At 55.6% G+C, this 19,835-nt stretch carries 9 protein-coding genes and 1 pseudogene; 7 read left to right on the top strand and 3 right to left on the bottom strand.

Translation table 11 applies throughout. From position 1 onward, the window contains the following. From RSSM_RS33925 to RSSM_RS24235, 7 genes and pseudogenes are all read left to right on the top strand, one after another. Window positions 1–1,559, top strand: a pseudogene (locus tag RSSM_RS33925) (P-loop NTPase fold protein); the annotation flags it as partial. 1,038 nt (window positions 1,560–2,597) lie between these two features. Next, window positions 2,598–4,964: an arylsulfatase gene (locus RSSM_RS24270; RefSeq protein ID WP_008685819.1), complete on the top strand. Its 2,367-nt coding sequence runs from the start codon at window positions 2,598–2,600 to the stop codon at window positions 4,962–4,964. Window positions 4,965–5,656: 692 nt separating this feature from the next. Further along, window positions 5,657–5,905 (top strand): hypothetical protein, encoded by a 249-nt coding sequence (locus RSSM_RS24260; protein ID WP_008685816.1) that lies wholly within the window; start codon window positions 5,657–5,659, stop codon window positions 5,903–5,905. Continuing rightward, window positions 5,902–6,321, top strand: a complete 420-nt coding sequence (locus RSSM_RS35535) for an HNH endonuclease (protein WP_081613883.1) — start codon at window positions 5,902–5,904, stop codon at window positions 6,319–6,321. The genes RSSM_RS24260 and RSSM_RS35535 overlap by 4 nt, the downstream gene beginning before the upstream one ends. Window positions 6,322–6,852: 531 nt before the next feature. After that, a complete protein-coding gene (locus RSSM_RS24250; RefSeq protein ID WP_008685813.1) occupies window positions 6,853–8,169 on the top strand; it encodes an outer membrane protein assembly factor BamB family protein in 1,317 nt (438 codons plus the stop codon). Window positions 8,170–9,240: 1,071 nt separating this feature from the next. After that, on the top strand, window positions 9,241–11,709 hold the full coding sequence (locus tag RSSM_RS24240) for a peroxidase family protein (RefSeq protein ID WP_008685811.1): 2,469 nt from the start codon (window positions 9,241–9,243) through the stop codon (window positions 11,707–11,709). 793 nt (window positions 11,710–12,502) lie between these two features. Continuing rightward, a complete protein-coding gene (locus RSSM_RS24235) occupies window positions 12,503–14,089 on the top strand; it encodes a hypothetical protein (RefSeq protein ID WP_044303522.1) in 1,587 nt (528 codons plus the stop codon). 381 nt (window positions 14,090–14,470) lie between these two features. On the opposite strand, the gene RSSM_RS24230 is transcribed toward RSSM_RS24235, so the two are convergent. The 3 genes from RSSM_RS24230 to RSSM_RS24220 all read right to left on the bottom strand — a co-directional run. Beyond that, window positions 14,471–17,575 (bottom strand): efflux RND transporter permease subunit, encoded by a 3,105-nt coding sequence (locus RSSM_RS24230; RefSeq protein ID WP_008685802.1) that lies wholly within the window; start codon window positions 17,573–17,575, stop codon window positions 14,471–14,473. A 114-nt stretch (window positions 17,576–17,689) separates the two neighbouring features. Next, entirely contained in the window at window positions 17,690–19,078 is a 1,389-nt protein-coding gene (locus RSSM_RS24225; protein ID WP_008685800.1) for an efflux RND transporter periplasmic adaptor subunit, read from the bottom strand. Window positions 19,079–19,269: 191 nt separating this feature from the next. Further along, the coding region (locus RSSM_RS24220) for a YHYH protein (protein WP_044303521.1) at window positions 19,270–19,835 on the bottom strand (566 nt) is incomplete at its 5' end.

The following is a 19,835-nucleotide window of genomic DNA, read 5'->3' as shown; positions in this document are numbered from 1 at the left end:
CTAAGACGTTTCCAAACGAAGCATTCCGGTTTCTCGAAGTCTACTACGCTGAAGGAAAGCATACCAAAAGGCTACTAGGGACACTCCTTGAGGACTGGAAGGATTTCCTCGAAGCCGCGGCCGAATGCGAGAATCCAGTTCCTCACATAAAACAGATTCTAAACGTAGCGTCAGATGAAACACTCACAGCGCTGCGGCATCCTTGTGCGTTCACGCAATTGATTGAGGGATCCGCTCCAAATATCTTTGATCTCCCTAAACTTGCCGAACGACTTCCATCGTTGGCGGAAAGTGGATTGCTAATCGGTGACATCAGCTTTCCAAACCTTTCCGTCGAAGAACGCTCCGCAGCAATCGAACGCGTGGCTGAGCATGCGATCTGGAAATTGACACCGAAGAACGTCGACACGATTCTTGCGTGGCACGGAGTGGAAGATAAGGCGGCCCATTCCAAGATGTTCCTCAGCTTGAAAAACGCTCCGTCGCCCGTCTTCGACCATGTTGAGGGGCGTATCAACGATTTTGTTGACAATTGCTTTCTGAAGGCGGACTGGACCGTCTCCGAACCGCAAGAGGGCGTCGAGAACTTGCTGTCAACACAGGATCTTGAAGAGAATCTCGGAGAACGGGTAATCAAGAGACAGCAGACACGGGTCATGTTTTTGCATGTGCCGACGCGCTATTGGCCGACGATTATCGCGGAAAGAAAATTCATTATCGGCTGGCAAAATTTTGAAGAACTCTTTGCCGAGACGGACGATTCTGCGCACCTCGTTCCAATCTTCCGATCGCCCGATGTCGTCTTCGAGTTAGCGGAAGACCGGAAGGAAATCAGACCGGAACTTTTCGATTTCCTCGTCGATTTCGATGAGATGGATTTGGAGAGCTACAAGATTCTCATTGGTCCCGATTTGGGAAAGGTCGCCGAGTTACCAACCGCGATTGAGAACGACAAAAGGCTCCATCTGATCCGGTTAGGAATGATCGAACTGAACCAGGAAGCATACGATTGGTTAGAAGGGAATCCTACGCTTCGCGTGGCGCTGATCGAAAAAGAATTCTCTACCTTTCAAGAAAATGAACAGGACTGGACATTGCAGGAGGAGGAAGTCGCTGGACTCCTCAAGTCAACAATTCCGCAGGACGCAAAGAGGAATTTGCTTTTGGATATTGGAACGATCGAGTGCGGAGACGACGAGACGCTACAGAAGGAAGTTGTTCAGATACTCGCCAGCCTTGAAACGGTGATTGGCGAATTCAACCAGGATTTCGTGGAACGGGTTATCAAGGTCGTTCCAAAATGCGATGCAGCCAAACTCCTCGCCCGGATGATTCCAATGTGGAACGAAGTACGCGTGATGAGCAATCTTGAAACAATTGGTACACCCTACAAAGAAATTGCTGAATATGGAAAGAAGCCGCTAATCCCAGAAAGCGACATCAACCTGGCTCTGGCGAATACGTTGCATCAAACGGGATATATCTCAAGCTTCAAAAAAGAAAAGAAGGGAATCCGGATCTATACGAAAGGCAAGAATCCTTCCGAGGCTGCTAGTTGACCTCGCGCGATAGAGAGCAGAAGGGGGCAGGGCCAATACTGTTTATAGTTGCGAATAGTTCACGCGGCTAGGAAAATGGGACGGGGGTCGTTTTCGCGGGTCCAATGCCTGCCACGTGGTTGGCACGGAGCATACAAAAGACGACAAACGGAGATACGTTTTCGTGTGGTTCGCGTATTTCGTGGTTAGCAACCGGCTGCGCCCGTGAAGTGCTCGAGACCTAATCGGCCAGTCGCCGTTCGACCTTTCCTCGCTTCTCTCGACCCTCCTGCCAGGAGAGTGAAGAAGGAGTGGGGCAAATTTGGTGGAACGTGGGGCGTGCTTTGGTTGTTGCTTACCGTGCCCATTTTGGCCTCAGGATTCCGGAGGACTACGCAAAGATTCGTGTCGATCAGTGGAGAGGAGTGTTCCCTCCAAAAAGAACACTCATCAATTCCCAACGGTAGGCCGGACCAAGCGCAGCGACGTTCCGGCAGTGCGCTACGATCACCCCATTTCGTGGCCGGACGGTCGACCGCAAAGGAAAACACCCGGAGAAGTACTTTCGTGTCGTTCGCGTATTTCGTGGTAAACAACCGCCAGAGTCCACAGCAAGACCGAGACCAAACCGGCCAATCACCGTTCGACCTCCGCTCGACCATTCTGCCTGGAGGGTGAAGGTGCGCGCCGTCTCCGTTCTTGTCTGAGGTCTCGGCAGGACCGCGCAACAATTCGTGTTGATCAGGGGAGAGGAGCGTTCCTGCTGGTGAGGACACTGATCTTCGCTCATCGCACACGAATGGTTCCATCGTGGCTAGATCAGAAAGCAACGAGGGCATTGCCGAGTTTTCGCATCGCTGTTGGGAACCCGGTTTTGTTGCTTGTCCGCAAAGATTCATCTTGCGACGGCGACTCGTTCCACCGCGGCTGGTATGCTTTCGGTACGCTGGAATGACGTCGCCCTCATTGTTTCCCGTCGGTCAGGAATGCCGGCGTTTCAGGCACGGCCGTCGCGTTTCCCTCGATCCTCGCACGATAGCACGTTGCAAAGGCCTTCTCATGTTCTCTCGTCCTTTCATTGCTGCCGCGTGGTTGCCGTTGCTGCTATCCATCGCAGCCACAACGGCCAGCGCCCAATCGAATGATGGTTCAGTCCTGCCGTTCCCTCCCGTGCCATCGGCCAGCCACGCTGGGGAAACCATTCTCGAATCGGAAATGCAGTGGCGGGAACAACCGCAACGCCTCCCCGACGACGCGCCCAACATTCTGATTGTCTTGATTGATGATGTTGGATTCGGGCAGACCGACACCTTCGGCGGCGAAATCCACACCCCGACGCTGTCGCGACTTGCGCAGGAAGGTGTCAGCTACAACCGTTTTCACACCACTTCCATTTGCTCCCCGACTCGAGCGGCGTTGTTGACGGGACGCAATCATCATCGGGTTGGCAATGGAACCATCGCTGAGCGGGCATCGGACTTCGACGGGTACACGGGAGTCATCCCCAAGTCCTCGGCGACGCTGCCTGAGGTCTTGCACTACTACGGATACAAGTCGGCCGCATTCGGCAAGTGGCACAACACTCCCGCCAATCAAACCACGGCGATGGGCCCGTTTGATCGCTGGCCGACGGGACACGGGTTCGATTACTTCTACGGGTTCCTGGCGGGAGAGACGTCGCAGTACGAGCCACGTCTGTACGAAAACCTTGATCCGATCGAGCCGCCCCAAGAGGAAGGCTATCACTTGACGGAGGACATGGTGGACAAGGCGATGGCGTGGCTGAAGCGACACCAGGCGTTCTCGCCCGACAAGCCTTTCCTGATGTACTGGGCTCCCGGGGCCGTGCACGGTCCGCATCATGTCTTTTCCGAATGGGCCGACAAGTATCAGGGCAAGTTCGACGATGGCTGGGATGCTTACCGAGAACGAGTGTTCAAGCGTCAGAAGCAGCTCGGATGGATCCCCGCGAACACCAAGCTGACTCCTCGTCCTGACACGCTGGCGGCTTGGGATCGCATCCCGGAATCACAACGAGCGTTCCAGCGCCGGTTGATGGAGGTCTTCGCGGGCTTTGCTGAACACACCGATGCTCAAGTCGGGAAACTGGTCGATGGTCTGGAGCAATTGGGAGTCCGCGAGAACACGTTGATTTTTTACATTTGGGGCGACAATGGTGCCAGCGCCGAAGGACAACAGGGCAGCATCAGCGAAGTGCTGGCCCAAAACAACATCCCGAACACGGTGGAGCAGCAAATCGTTGCTCTTGACCAGTTGGGCGGTTTGGCGGCGCTCGGGACATCCAAAACGGACAACATGTATCACGCGGGATGGGCTTGGGCGGGCGCCACGCCGCTGCAGTCAACGAAACTCGTTGCCGCCCACTTCGGCGGCACAAGAAACCCGATGGTCGTTTCGTGGCCGAAAGGGATCCAGCCCGACGATTCGCCGCGTTCCCAGTTTCATCATGTGAATGACATTGTGCCGACGGTGTACGACATCGTCGGCGTCCCAGAACCCAAAACGGTGAATGGCTATGAGCAGGACCCGATCGATGGTGTGAGCATGGCCTACTCGTTCGCAGACGCCAACGCCAAGGGCCGGAAGAAAACCCAGTACTTTGAAAACAACGCCAGCCGGGGCGTCTACCACGATGGTTGGTTTGCCTGCACGTTTGGGCCGTTCCTGCCGTGGGACACGCCGAGCACCGCTGAGCGGCTGCAGGCTTGGAACCCATCGGAGGAGAAGTGGGAGCTCTACAATTTGGAAAATGATTTCTCTCAGGCGAACGATCTCGCAGGATCCGAACCCGGACAGCTGGCCGAGATGAAGCAACTGTTTCTTGACGAAGCCAAGGAGAACAAGGTCTTGCCCATCGGCGGTGGGTTGTGGACGCGTTTTCATCCCGAGGACGTGATATCCAGTCCGTACACCTCATGGCGTTTTGACGCGACGACGCAGCGCATGCCTGAATTCACCGCGCCCGGCCTGGGCAAAAAGAGCAACGTCGTGACGATTGAATTGGACGCTGGTGCGAATGCGTCGGGAGTGCTCTACGCGCTCGGTGGCAGCTCGGGAGGCCTGACGCTGTACATGGACGAAGGCAAGCTGGTCTACGAGTACAACATGTTGCTACTGGAGAGGTACCGTGCCGAAACCAGCGAGCCACTATCGCCGGGCGAGCACACCATTGAGGTCGATACCACCCTCGCGAAGCCGGGGGCTCCGGCGACCGTCATTCTTAAAGTCGATGGGGAAGAACTTGCCCGCACGATTGTCGAGAGAACAGTGCCGCTCGCGTTCACTGCGAGCGAAACCTTCGACGTCGGAGTCGACCTAGGGGCTCCCGTGTCGCTTGACTACGCCGAACGTCGGCCGTTCGAATTTGACGGAACCATCAAACAAGTCACGGTGGTGCTGAAGTGAGTGTCGAAGCAGCCAAGCGGTTCCGAATGCTGCCACCCAACAACGCGGGTGATTGGTACGCAGGACCAAACGGCGCGATGTTCCGGCAGTTCGCAACACCAATGCCCGAAGCGACGTCACGTAGTTCCTGAACCCGAACCACATCACTTATTTGCCCCTGTCCCCTTTAGTGCTCTTCGGCATCGACAGGACCGCGTAACGATTAGTGCAGATCAGTGGCGCTGAGTGTCCCCTCCAAAAAGAACACTCATCTGCACTAATCCACACTCATCAATCTCCAACGGTAGGCCGGACCAAGCGCAGCGACGCTCCGGCAGTTCGCAACCCCAATGCCGGAGCGGCGTCACGTTGCTCCTGGATCCGGCCTACTTGGTAGCGAAGCCAAGATACGATCACCCCGTTTCGCGACCGGACGTTCGACCACAAAGGGCAACGCCCGGAAAAATACTTTCGTGTCGTTCGCGCCTTTCGTGGTAGACAACCAGCGGAGTCCGCGACGCGATCGGCCAGGGCTCAGGGAGTCGCTGCATCCCCTCCTTGAGTTGATATTCTCGGCGTTCGAGGTTTATGAGGAAGCAACGTTTTTGCTGGCAAAACGATTGGTCTTGAGCGGTTTCATCTCGTATGGATTTGTAGTCATCGGTTCTGGTACGATCGTGCTGTGAAATATCCAGGGCTGACGAGGTGCATTCATGTCTAACGAGACCCACATCCTGCCGAATGTCAGTGCGGCTGGACTCAAAGCGCTTGCCGATGCCGTGCTCGCTCCCAAAATGCACGCCAAACTCGACGATCTACTGGCACGTAATGCGGACGGCACGCTCGCTGCGGAAGAACAGAAAGAGCTGGATGCGATCATCGAGCAAATCGACGAATTGAATCTCTTGAAAGCGCGTGCCGAGTACACTCTCCGACAGCAAGATCAGCCGAACGGCCAGTGAGTCGGTATGTGCCCATTGAACTACGGCGGCGAGTTCGAGAGGCGTTTGGAAGCTGCTGTGCCTACTGCGAGACTGCAGAATCCTTGACCGTGGTTACGTTCGAGGTTGAGCACATCATTCCCATTTCGCGTGATGGACAGTCGAGCTTTGACAACCTTTGCCTCGCTTGTCCTGCGTGCAATCGTTTCAAGTCTGATCGCACTTCTGGGAAATTGCCTGATGGGACCGAGGTGCCGCTTTTCCATCCACAACGAGACAACTGGGCTGATCATTTTGACTGGACCGTTGACGGAACGGTTATTGTTGGACTGACCGATAGTGGAAAAGCGACTGTCAATTTACTCAAGATGAACCGCAACCAAGTCGTTCGTGTCCGGTCGCTTTGGGTTGCAACTGGACGACATCCACCTAATTGACATCGTCTGGTGTGCCAGGCCTTTGCGATGCGTCCGACATTGGAAATACTGCGAACTCATTTTCGCGTTTGCCCTACGCTGCGGTCCCTCGCAAACACAAACGTATGAGACGGCGATTGGTAGGCCGGACCAAACGCAGCGACGTTCCGGCAACTCGCTGTGATCACCCGGTTTCGTGGCCGAACGTTCGACCACAAACGAAATCACCCGGAGAAATACTTTCGTGTCGGCCGCGTCTTTCGTGGTAAACAACAATCAGAGTCCACAGCGGGACAGAAACCAAACCGGCCAACGACCGTTCGACCTCCCCTCGCTCCGCTCAACCCTCCTGCCTGGAGGGTGAAGGGGCCGTGGACGGCGATTTTGGGATCACGGGCTGGACGCGTTGCCCGTTCGCAACGACGTGGGAACGCCGCAGCGTGACACCCGATCGACGCAAGGTGGACGGCACCTTGCGAAGTCCCCATGAACGTTTAGTACAATGCCGTCATTGATCCTCCCTACCCGCATTGCTTCGACTAAGCGACCGCCATGACTCGATTGTTTCTCTTCACCCTACTTGCCGTCGCCTTCATTGCGTCGTTTGCTGTGTCCGCGCCGACAGGCTTGGCGAACTGGCCCGATCGCCATGGACCGACTCATGACGGTGTTGTTGCTGACGTCGATGCCGAACGTCTTCCCATCCACTGGACTGACACCGAAAACGTCGCGTGGAAGGCTCCGCTGCACGACGAGGGGCACTCTTCCCCTGTCATCGCGGAAGGAAAGATTTGGTTGACAGCGGCAACCACCGACGGCACGAAGCAATTTATCATCGCGATCGATGAGGAGACCGGCGAAATCCTGCACGATCGCTTGCTGTTCGAAAACGACGAGGTTGAGGAACTCGGCGGAGCTGTCGGATTCAACAATTACGCGGCTCCGAGTTGCGTGCTGGGGCCAGGTGTCGTTTACGCCCACTTCGGTAGCTACGGGACCGCGAAACTCGACGCGAAGACAGCCGAGGTGATTTGGCAACGGCGTGATTTACCGTGTCGGCATTATCGAGGCCCCGGCTCCTCACCCGTCCTGCATGGCAACAAATTGGTGCTGACATTCGACGGTGTTGACCAGCAATACACGACCGCACTCGATGTCGAAACGGGCAAAACCCTGTGGCGTACCGACCGGACCACCGACTACGAAGATCTTGGTGACGATGGAAAGCCACTACGCGACGGCGACATGCGCAAAGCGTACTGCACGCCCGCGATCGTCCAAGTCGGCGATCAACGGCAAATTCTTTCAGTCGGTGCTCGGGCGATGCAAAGCTACGACCTGGAGACCGGCGAAGAGCTATGGACTCTACGACACAAGAGCTACAACGCAGGCATTCGACCACTGTGGATCCCGAAAAAGAAGCTAGCCATCATCAACACCGGTTCGCGTGGCGCGCAGCTAGTCGCGGTCCAGCTCGACGAGTCCACCAAGGGAGACGTCACCGATTCGCACGTCGAGTGGGTACGCGAACGAGGCAATCCTCGCTTCGCCATGCCGATCGAGCACGATGGTCTGATCTTTCAGGTCACTGACAACGGTGTGTTGACTTGCATCGAGTTAGAAACCGGCGACGAGCTATGGAAGAAACGAATATCGGGCGACTACTTAGCTTCCCCGGTTCTCGCGAACGATCGCTTGTACTTCTTCAATCAGAGTGGGCTCGGCACGGTCGTAAAAGCACAACGTGAGCCCGAGATCATCGCGGTCAACGATGTGCCTGGAATGGGCACGACAGCATGCCCGGCTGTGTCCAACGGGGCGATCTTTGTTCGCGGCAAAGAACACCTGTATAAGATTCAAACGCATTGACCTGGTACCGCTCGACCGCTGCGTCCTAGACAAACCACCGCGGTGGAATGTCACTACGCTGGCCGGTCGGCGCGGTTGATTGGAATTGAGAGGGTACGTCGTCACACTCCAGAGCCCACGCAAGCCACCGAGTCGGTAGTCGGTAGTGGATCTTGTCAAAGATCCCTGTCCAACATCCCGAATCAACTATGCTCGTCAACGATTTTCATGCAGCAGGATCTTTAACAAGATCCACTACGGGAACGTTGAGTCGACAGGAACGATTCGTGCTCGAAGCCCAAGATCCTGGAAGCCCAAGATAAAAAATTCTTTATCTACAGCTTATCGGCGGATCAGCGGGGCGTTTTACAATTGATAGGGCGGGCGCGGATAGTGCCACCCACCAAGCGCAGCGATGTCCCTGCGGTTCGCTAGGATCACCCGTTCGTGGCGGGATCGTCGACCGCAAAGGAAATCACCCGGAGAAGTACTTTCGTGTGGTTCGCGTCTTTCGTGGTAGACAACAAACAGAATCCACAGCGGGACAGAAACCAAACCGGCCAATCACCGTTCGACCTCCGCTCGACCCTCATACCTGGAGAGTGAAGTACCTATCTCAATACCAATCAGCCGATCGGCGTTGGTCGCGGTTAAATCGACCCAACCGAGGCTAATCAAGTTGCCGATTCGTAGGCCGGACCAAGCGCAGCGACGTTCCGGCAATTCGCTACGATCACCCCATTTCGTGGCGAGACGTTCGACCACAGAGGAAATCCCTCGGAGAAGTACTTTTGTGTCGTTCGCGTTTCTCGTGGTAGACAACAAGCAGAGTCCGCAGCGGGACCGAGACCAAACCGGCCAGTCGCCGTTCGACCTCCCCTCGCTTCGCTCGACCCTCCTGCCTGAAGGGTGAAGTGGATGGAGATTTTGGCATCACGGACTGGATGCGTTGCCCGCTTGCAACGACGTGGCAACCTTCCGGCGTGACACCTGCCGGAGGACTTCGCCCTTGAAGTAAGAGCCGGCTCTGCGGTCGAGCAGACCCGCTATCGGCATCGCTTCTCCCCACACTTCTCTACTGCAGGTGCGCATATGGACAACCTCTTCGGACGCTCCGCCAAGGGCCGCCAACCCTCTCGTCAAAAATCATCAAGCTCTGCGAAAAAAGCTCGCAAACGCACTCAGCGACGTTTGAAGTCCGAGACACTGGAAACACGCCAGCTACTCGCTGCCAATATCTTTCACAACGACGCGATACCTGAAACGCCCAACGACGACGGTATCGCTTCACTTGTTGACACACTCACCTCGCTCGATCGCGTGAACCAACGATTCCACAGCGACGGTCCACAACAACACGGCCCAAGGCGATTGCCGGACATCGTCGATGAAGTCGACTTGCCCGATAGCGGGACGGAAGACCCGTCCACCGATGTGCCCACGGATACATCCTTGGAAGGCCTGCCGACCGAATACCGATCGATTGACGGGTCGGCCAACAATCTCGAAAACACAGAACTTGGTACCCCCGGTACCCAACTGACCCGGGTTGCTGACAGCGACTACGCCGACGGAATTTCCGAGCCGGCCGGGGAAGATCGCCCAAGCGCACGCGAGATCAGCAACGTGTTGGCAACCGACGAAGAACTGATCAGCGACCGTGACTTGTCCGCGTTCGTCTACGTGTGGGGGCAATTCATCGACCACGACATCTCTCGCACGCCCTCGGGCGAGGAGTCGTTCGACATCGAAGTTCCGCTTGGCGACGAGTACTTCGATCCGTTCGGGACGGGCACCGAAACCATCTCGCTCACCCGATCGGCTTACGATTCTGAAACCGGAACCGATTCGGCTCGCGAGCAGATCAACGCGATCACGACTTGGATTGATGGTTCAGTGATCTATGGTTCGGATGACGAAACCGCGACCGCGTTGAGGACGCTTTCGGGCGGTCTGTTGAAAACGAGCGAAGGCGACTTGTTGCCGTACAACAATGAGGAAACCTTTCCCGACGGAACGCTGGATATGGACAACGACGCGGGGATTGTTCCCGATGAGGAGTTGTTTGCCGCAGGCGACGTTCGTGCCAACGAGAACATTGAACTGACTGCGATCCAAACTTTGTTCGTCCGCGAACACAATCGTTTGGCAGAAGAAATTTCCGCCGCTGATCCAACGTTGACCGACGAAGAAATCTATCAGCAAGCTCGTGCGATTGTGGTCGCTGAACTGCAAGCGATCACCTACAACGAATGGTTGCCGGCTGTCTTGGGCGAAGACGTTTTGAGCGACTACGAAGGGTACGACTCATCGGTCGACCCGACGATTGCCAATGAGTTTTCGACCGCAGCGTTCCGATTCGGTCACAGCCTGCTGGGCGATGACGTTGAGTTCCTCGACAACGAGGGCAACGAGATCGCCGAAGAGATTCCGCTCAGCCAAGCGTTCTCCAACCCGGAAGCGGTGTCTGAGAACGGCATCGATTCGATCATCAAGTATCTGGCGGCCGACCCTTCGTCGGAACTGGACATTCAGGTCGTCGACAGCGTCCGCAATTTCCTGTTCGGGCCTCCCGGTTCGGGCGGGTTTGACTTGGTGAGTTTGAACATTCAACGTGGCAGAGATCACGGGTTGTCGGATTACAACTCCACCCGGGTTGCCTACGGACTCGATCCGGTTGAAAGCTTCGCTGACATCACCTCCGACCCCGACGTCCAAGCCAATCTCGAAGATCTTTATGGCTCCGTCGACAACATTGATTTGTGGGTGGGCGGATTGGTGGAAGACCATGTTGATGGTGCCAGTGTCGGGGAAACGTTCCAGACCATCATCGCCGATCAATTCGAGCGACTTCGCGATGCAGACCGGTTCTGGTACCAGAACACGTTTTCTGGGTCCGCGCTCGCTGAAATCGAAAGCACCACGTTGGCCGACATCGTGGAACGAAACACGGATCTGACCGACCTGCAAGACGACGTGTTCTTCTTCAGTGCTTCGGTGTCCGGAACCGTTACAACGGAGAGCAATGAAACGGAAAACGTCGATCGACGAAAGTCAGGTTCCAACAACAACTCGAACGACGGTGACGCGGAGCAAGGTGTGGCGGATCAAGTCGTTCAATTGGTCAGCGACGGAGAAGTCGTCGCGGAAACGACAACCGATTCCGACGGCAACTACAGCTTCGATGTTCAAGATGGCCTTCGAACGGGCGAATACGAAGTTCACCTGATTTCGCAAGTGGATGAAGTTGCCACCACGATCGCCGTGCAAGAGTTCGCGATCACGACCGGCGACATCCATCTGGAGGACATCGACTTTTCGATCGGCGATGATGACGGTGACGACGAGGGCGATCGTGATGACCGCAACGGTTCTCGATCAGAACGTGATTCCGGCCGGAATTCCAGGTCCGGCCAGCGTTCGAACTTTGGTTCCGATTCCCGGTCCAACAACGATCGATCAGGCCGAGACGATCAGGCGTTAGGACAGCCATTGCGTCCTGACCTCGTCGATCCGTTCTTCAGCGACCGAGACGATACAAACGGCAACCGGCGAAGATAACGACTGTTTCGGCGAAAGGATGGAACCGGCAATACGATCCGGGGATGCTTCCATTCTGCCTGGAGTTGGGCTCCCACGACCTGGTGGGTATGCCCGTCGATCGAATGATCGCATCCGTGCCTCGCTCCTTTGCGGCGTGCCGGGTGCTCAATGTCGGTGGTATTGATTGACCACGAAACACTCGAACCACACGAAAGTTAGCGGGTGAATTTCTTTCGTGTGGTTCGCGATTTCGTGGTGATGACGACCAGCTCACCGTTGGAGTCAAGCCTTCGGGCGACCAGGAAGGCTACGACTGCTGCGCTCGCTTCTGCCGCGACTCTTTGGGAGCTCCTGTAGGTCCGTAGTGATTGACCACGAAACACTCGAACCACACGAAAGTTAGGGGGCGGATTTCGTGGATCTACCGTGCGCCTCTGGGGATTGCTTGGGTTTGAAGACACACTTTGGCAGAGCAATTCACCACAATAGAACACCTGGCATGCATGTCAGCGATTGTGAACTTTCGTCAACGCCAACAAGATTGCTCGCAGAATTGCTTTCTTGCCGCCGAATTGTGCGATGACCATTATGATGGATGCCACGTGATGGAACAACCAAGAGATCTTTTGGACGAAAAGAGAAGACGAATGCTATCATGGCGTCCGTTTGCAAACGGTTGTTAGCGTAACATCGAGGTCCGTTGGAATGAATCGACGAACGAAACGTCGGAACCTACTCGAGAACAACACTGCCGCTTGACCAATCGATTCACCGCCTTTTTCGGGCAGACTTTCGATCAAAGAAAAAGAATATGACACATCGAAAAATGAATGTTTCATCATGCCGTCGTGCAGGCCTTTTGGGTCTGTTGGTCGCTTTAAATATTACTTCATTAGCCAAGGCAGATGGTTGGATCGTTGATGACCAAACTCAGTGGACGTCAGACACATTGGCGAACCCCGAAGTTGAACTCGAAGGCGGATTGGCAACGCCGAAGGTTTCATCCGCGACCATTCAGAGCAAATTGAAAACTTTCGCCGAGAAACGCAGCGCGAGTTCCATGGTGGTTAGCCAAACGACAGCTTGGCAGAACTGGGAACCCACGGACATTGGCCCCCAAGCGACGCGGGATGCGCCCGTCTTGTTGCGGATGGGGCCAAAAGATTACTGGTTCTTCGCCAAGTTTGGTCGCCCCAAGTCCGGCAAAAACGGCAGCGAGAAGTTTACTGCCACGGATGCTCAGTTGAAGGGTTTTGACATTCCGCTCAAAACCACGCAGTATCCCAATCAGTACGATGCGCCGGGCGGTCTGAAAAAGAGTGCAGGCGGATACCACGCATGGCAAAGTCATGACATGATCCATTGGGTTCACCATGGATGCGTTACCAGCGGAAAAGCCGGTTGGGTGACCACGGCGGAAGTCGTCGATGGGAAAGTATATCTGTTCTACGATTTCCCTAACGATCAGGATCCTCATCTGGTGATCGACGACGATCTGTTCGATGGTGTCCCCGGAACATCGATGGGAATGGTTTTCAGTGATCCTTCCGATGGATCGGATGTCGCGATAATCCGTGACCTAAACGGCACGTTCCATTGCATCTATGAGGACTGGAGCCCGATTGATCCGAGTACGCATTCATGGGATTCCCCATTGGCCGGACATGCGGTCAGCCCCGACGGAATTACACCATTTGAGATTGTGGGAATCGCGGTTGATGAACGTACCGAGCCTACCGGGAAGTTCGCCGAGTACTTTCATCCCCACTGGTACGCTGCAGCCCCGAATAAATTCCCCGGCAAACCGGTTCCACAGGACATCAAGCAACACCGGATCAAAAAAGGGGACATCCGGTCATTTTCCAAATATGAAATCCACGAACCGGAACAAAACGCCTATGGCGACTGGGCGGCGATCGCGATTGGTGGGCAATACTACCTATTCTGTGATGTTGATCCTGCTACGTCTCATCAACGTGATGGCATGAGCGTTGGATGGTTCACTTCAACGGACATCAACGAGCCGTTCCAGTTCTGCGACCATATCGGCAAAGGACATCCGGATCCCGATATCATGTTTGCTGAAGGACGCTTTTATCTGGCGACTCAAACCAATGAAGACTATGTCAGTCCAGGGCCATGGGTGGACGGAGTCGAGGCTCGCGTCGGCGTGGACACCGACAACGATACCCTGATCAACCAATGGACCTCATGGCAAACTCTCAAGGAGAGCTACGAAGCGGTTCCCGGGTTCGCCAAACAAGTTGCTAAAACGCCAGCCCGAATGGATCTCAGTGACCTTCCTGCCGGATACGGTTTTCAATTTGAAATTCGCTTGAATGACACAACTGAGAACGATTCCAAACCCAACCTCGACCGTGTTGAAATGGAGTTCTAAGACTCCCGATGGAAGAGCAAACTAGCGTGAGCAAAATCGAAGGAAACAGAAACGGACGGGTGGCGTTTTAACCGTTTGACCTCCGTCGCATTTTCCCCACAACCTTCGATGATCTCACCAACGAGCAAATCGTATCACTCGCGTTGAAAAGTATTGAATTCGGCAACAGTATTACCGAACGAACTCGCGTAGAACGATCAATCCTTCGCACTAACATGGCACTCGTTCAACTTTGCACCCCGCCCAGCGTGATCGCAGCGTTCATCAGCGAATTGTTCGATCTGCCCTGACTCGGTTTTTGCATGAATTTCGGAAATGCTATTTTGCCATAGAATGAAATCGCGGTTGCCGCTCATGATTTACTCGAGCATAAAACAATAATTACGGTGTCTGAAAATCGTGCAGGGCGACGTAGAGGCAGGGGATGACGATCAGGATTAAGACGGTCGAGCTGAGCATGCCGAAGACGATCGAGACGGCGACTGGCAGTAACACTTGGGCTTGCGTGCTTTGTTCGAGCGCCAGTGGTAACAGTCCGGCCATGGTCGTGGCGCTGGTCAACACGATGGCTCGAAACCGCAGTCGACTCGCCTGACTCGCGGCCTCCAGCGTCGGAACGCCTTCGCTTCGCGCCTGCTTGAGGAAGAGCACTAACAGGATCGAGTCGTTCACGACAATTCCTGCCAGTGAAATGAAACCAATCAGACTGGGCATGCTGAGCGACATTCCCATCAACAGGTGACCAAACACGACGCCGATCAACGCCATCGGAATCGCGAACATCACAATCAACGGCTCCAACCAGCTTTCAAACTGGTAGCTCAAGATCGCATAGATGCCAAACAGCCCCAACAGGAACAGGTAAACCATCGACGATCCGGTTTCGTCCGACGCTTCGCGTTGCCCACCGAACGAGACATCGACGTCGGGCAGTTGCTCTTCCAGTTCCGGCAGAAAATCGCGAGCGAAAACGCTCATCAATTGAGACGAATTGACGACTTCGCTGTCCGTGTTGCCGATCAGCGTGACCGTTCGCCAGCCGTCGGTGCGAGCAATCCGTGACCAACCGTATTGATAGTCGACTTCGGCCAACGATTGCAGCGGAACCTGTTTGCCGCCGGCCAGCATGAACTGAAAGTCTGCGAACTCCTGCACGCTATCGCGATGCTCTTTTTCGTACTGCACATTGATCTCAAACAGGTCGTTGCCGATCTGCATATCGGTGACCTTCGTTCCCTGATACGCGGCGCTCAACTGAGTCGCCATCGCACGCACGTTCAAACCAAGAGCGACCGTATCGGGCTTGAGCCGCAGGCGAATCTCCTGCTTACCACGACGCATGTCATCCGTTAGGTCGTAGACGCCTTCGTAGCGAGCGAACCATTGCTGCGCCATTTCGGATGCGGCTTTGGCGTGTTCCAAATCGTCGGAAAGAAAACGGACTTCGATCGGACGACCTGCCGGACCGCGGACGGATTCGGCGAGGGAAACCGAGATCGCGTTCGGGATCACGCCCACTTCTTCACGCAACGCGGCGATGAAGTCCGCCAAGCTGGTTGACCGTGACTCCGGCGGCAGGATCCGCGTCGTCACCGTGGCCACGTGCGGACCGGACTCCGAGGCGTCCGTGTTTTGGTTGAACGTGGAAACCGTGGACAGAACCAACGGTGGGGAAGTCGGCTCGGCATCGCCTGCGTCAACGACCAAGGGTTGATCCGGAAAACGGTCGTTCGTTCGCCTCACCGCTTCGTTGATTCGCCGCACGATCGACTCAGTCTCACTGAGCGGAGTTCCTTGAGGCAATAGAATCTTCGCGTCGACCTCGTCGCCTTCAATTTCAGGAAAGCCGACGAAGGGCACGAACCCGCCGGTGAACATTGCAATCGATAGCACAAAGATCCCGATCGTCGCACCGATCGTCAGGTAACGCCAGCGAATCGACCAGTCGACCAGCGAACCAAACAGGCTTTCGCGAACCCAATCAACCGAACGGTTGACGCCGCGACGCACAAAGTTGGCTTGGTTCGGATCGTGGCCATGCAACGAGTGACCAAGGTGAGCCGGCAGAATGAAGAAGGCCTCCACCAGACTGATTCCCAAGGTCACGATCAAGATGATCGGGATCACACACAGCACCTTGCCCAGGTCGCCTTCCAAAAAAAGCAGCGGGCCGAGCACGCAGACGGTCGTCAGGAACGACGACACCACGCCGCCGGCGACCTCGGAAACTCCGTCGATGGCCGCGCGCATGGAGTCTTTGCCCATCGCGACGTGCCGCGCAACGTTCTCGCCGATCACGATCCCGTCGTCCATCAACACGCCGATTGCCATCAACAAAGCGACCGACGACATCATGTTGATCGTTTGGCCAAACATCGGCATCAGAAAGAAAGCCGCCATGAAAGAAACGGGCAGACTCATCACAACCCAAAAGCTGAGCCGCAGATTGAAGAACATCCACAACGTGAAAAACACCAACACCATGCCTTGCCACGCGTTGGTCATCAGCAAGCTCAACCGTTGAACGATCAGCTCGGAGGTATCCGACGTCACGACCAACCGCAGTTTCGGGTTGTGGGCTCGCTCAGCATCGAGAAACTCGTAGAGCTGCTCGGCGACTTTGATCGTGTCTTGTGATTTGGTCTTCTTGATTTGCAAAATTCCGGCTCGCTGGCCGTCCAACCACGCTTTGTCTTCGGCATCGGCAAACGTGTCGACGACTCGTCCGATGTCTCGCAATCGAATCTCCGACTTGCCCGGCACTCCGGAGACGACGATGTTTTCAATCTCCTGAGGATGCTGGCGTTCTTCGACGAAGCGTAGCAAGAGGTCTTCGTCGTGAGTTTCGATCATCCCCACGGGCAGGTCCAGGTTCTGAACGCCAACGGTGGTCGCGATGTCGGAGGCAGAAAGCCCCAGTCGCCGCAGGGCGTCACTGTCCAGTTCGATGCGAAGTTGCCGATCGGAAAACCCTGAGATCTCGACCAGCGGGCTGATCGGTAAATGCCGAATTCGGCGTTTTAAATCTTCGCAATAGTCTTTCAAATCCGCCGCCGGCATGTCGCCGGAAACCGCCACGGTCAAGACTTCAACGCTGCGATTGAGCTGCGTGATGATCGGATCTTCGGCACCGGCGGGAAAGTCCGTGATGGCGTCCACTTCGACTTCGATATCACTGAGCGCTTCAGCGACATCGGCACCATCTTCGATCTCGATCGTGATCGCCGCGCTGCCTTCCTGAGCAACGGAGGTGACTTCCTTGATGTTCTGGACACTGTCGATGGCGTCTTCGATCAGAAGACAAATGCCTTGCTCGACATCTTCGGCCGAGGCACCGCGATAAATCACGGTGATCATCACTTCGGACGCGTCGAAATCCGGAAACGATTCCTTCTTGAGGTTGGGCAGCGCATAGAGCCCCATGCCGATGAAGGACAACATCAGCAAATTGGCTAGCGTGCGGTGGTGAACGAATTTTTCCAGCATCAAATATCTCGTGACATGTAACGAACCCGATGTGCGTAGTGGACGAGGCAACGAGTCCCAGAACTACATCACAGCTTCGGACTCGTCGCCTCGTCCACTACGGAAAGCCCCTCTTCACTGCACCGCATCCTTCAACAACTGCAAACTCTCTTCATCGTTGACCGGTTCGATCAAGCTTCCTGCGACCGCGGGCGACGGATCGGCGACGATGATCAACTCGCCCGGCGAAAGCCCACTGGCCAACACCGCGACGCCATCCTGAAAGAACTCGACCTCCACCTTTCGAGTGGCCAAACGACTTTCCTCGTCGAGCACATAAACGCTATCGCCATGCAACGACATGCGAGGCACAACGACTCGCGATCCGATCGGCTCGCCACGCAATGTGACCTTGCAAAACGAACCTTCCAGCACCGGAGGCCGTGGTCGACCATTGGCAACCTTCGGTTTGTTCGTCACACCGATCACCACACCGACTTGCCGAGTCTGTGAGTCAACGACTTCGCGGACCCGCAAGAATTGACCTTCGTAAACCGCATTGGACTCGCCACCGGAGATCTCGACCGTCGGCGTAACACGGAACACCTCTCGCATCAGTTCCATCGTCTGTTCCTCCGGTGGAGGTTGACCGGTCGGAGGTGCCGCCAGCAGGCGGGGGATGTCGGTGGTGGAGATCTGGACTTCGATTTCCATCTCCGCGTCGCTGTAGCCCTCAAACAGCGTTTCATTGATCGCTACGAACTGATCCAGTTCCAAGTCGACTTCACCGATACGCATGGTGAACGGGGCTCGGATCTCCGTCCGCTCGACATCGCGTTTCGCTTTTTCGAGTTGAGCCGCCGTTTGCCGAACGCCTGCCTGCAATACTTGGATCTGTGGGTCGATCAATGACTTGCTGTTCTCCAGATCCTGCACGACGTTCTGCTGTGCTATGTACGAGCGACGAGTGCTGTCGATGGTGGACTGCGATTCGGCTTGACGAGCCATCAAAGACTCCAGTCGTTTGAGTTCGCGATCAAGCAACGTCAGTGCCGCGCGTTCTAGTTCCAGTGTTTTGTCGTAGTTCGACCGGGTTTGCTCGAGTTGAGAAATCTCGGCTTCTTTCTGTTCCATCAACGCTGTCAGTTCGGCAACCGCGGATCGATAATCCGCGTCATCGATCTTCAACAACAAATCGTTGGCACCAATGATTGCACCGGGGCGCAGTTCGGGATGAACCTCTTGAATCCGGCCAGACACCTGCGCGACGGCACGCCACTTCTTCGCGAATTCCGCCGTTCCAAACCCAACGGCCCGCGGTTGAATCTCCATCTCCGGAGCCGCGATGACGCTGAGAGCACGCGGTGCTTCGGATTCCGTTTTGATCTTGGGCGGTGGCCGCGTCTGAGTCAGATAGATCAACGCAACGACCGCCAGCACGATCGGCGGAACGATCAACAATCGTTTGCCCCATCGAGAGAGAAGCCGTTTCATTGTTTTATCAGGGCCTGGATTCGCCATCATTTTCTGATCGATTCAAGTAGGTCGGTTGCCAGGGCGTGGAGATTGCAGCACGACCACCGTCCGGCGACGGTGACTGCGGTGCTTTTGTGAGCGGCAAGGCGCTAGCCGCCGATTTTGTCTGGTCGCGTCTGTCGCGTCGAACCCGCGGCTAGCGCCTCGCGGCTCACAATCCCACTGGTGAATCATGCGTGTCACTTTTTAATGATCTCGACCGTACCGGGGATGCCGCGAAACGCCCCAATGATTTGATTGTCTCCGGCGGCACCGACGTGGTAGTGGTAGCCTCGCACATCGTCGTAGTGTCCACTGCATTCGTCTAGATCCTCGGACGCTTTGCCGGACTCGTCTAGGTGTGCGTAGATCGCAAACCCATCCAACGCATAGCCAATCAGTGGTGCATGACCATCCGGCTGGGCGATCTCTTTGGTTTGTCCCGTTGCCGCGTGATAGTGGTAACCAGCGAACGGATTCACGTGCCCCCCCGCATCGTCAAAAGGGGCGATCGTGTGAGCTTTGATGATGGCTTCGATCGGAGCCGGTGGATCGAACTTGACGCCGTTGAGTGCAAATCCCACCGGGTCATGACCTCCGCCGAAACCATGTATCGAAGTCGGTCGTGAACGGTACTGGGGATTGACGGGAATGACATAGACCGTGTGATAGCCCTTCCATTCATCCACGTCATCGGGACACGCGACGGCATGATTGTGATAACGAGGATCAACGTCAGGACGAGCAGCAGCCTCGAACGCTTCCC

This window comes from Aporhodopirellula sallentina SM41 (assembly GCF_000346505.1).
Lineage (GTDB): Bacteria > Planctomycetota > Planctomycetia > Pirellulales > Pirellulaceae > Rhodopirellula > Rhodopirellula sallentina.
The sequence above is the reverse complement of the archived record's forward strand: the minus strand, read 5'-3'. Positions and strand labels throughout refer to the sequence as shown.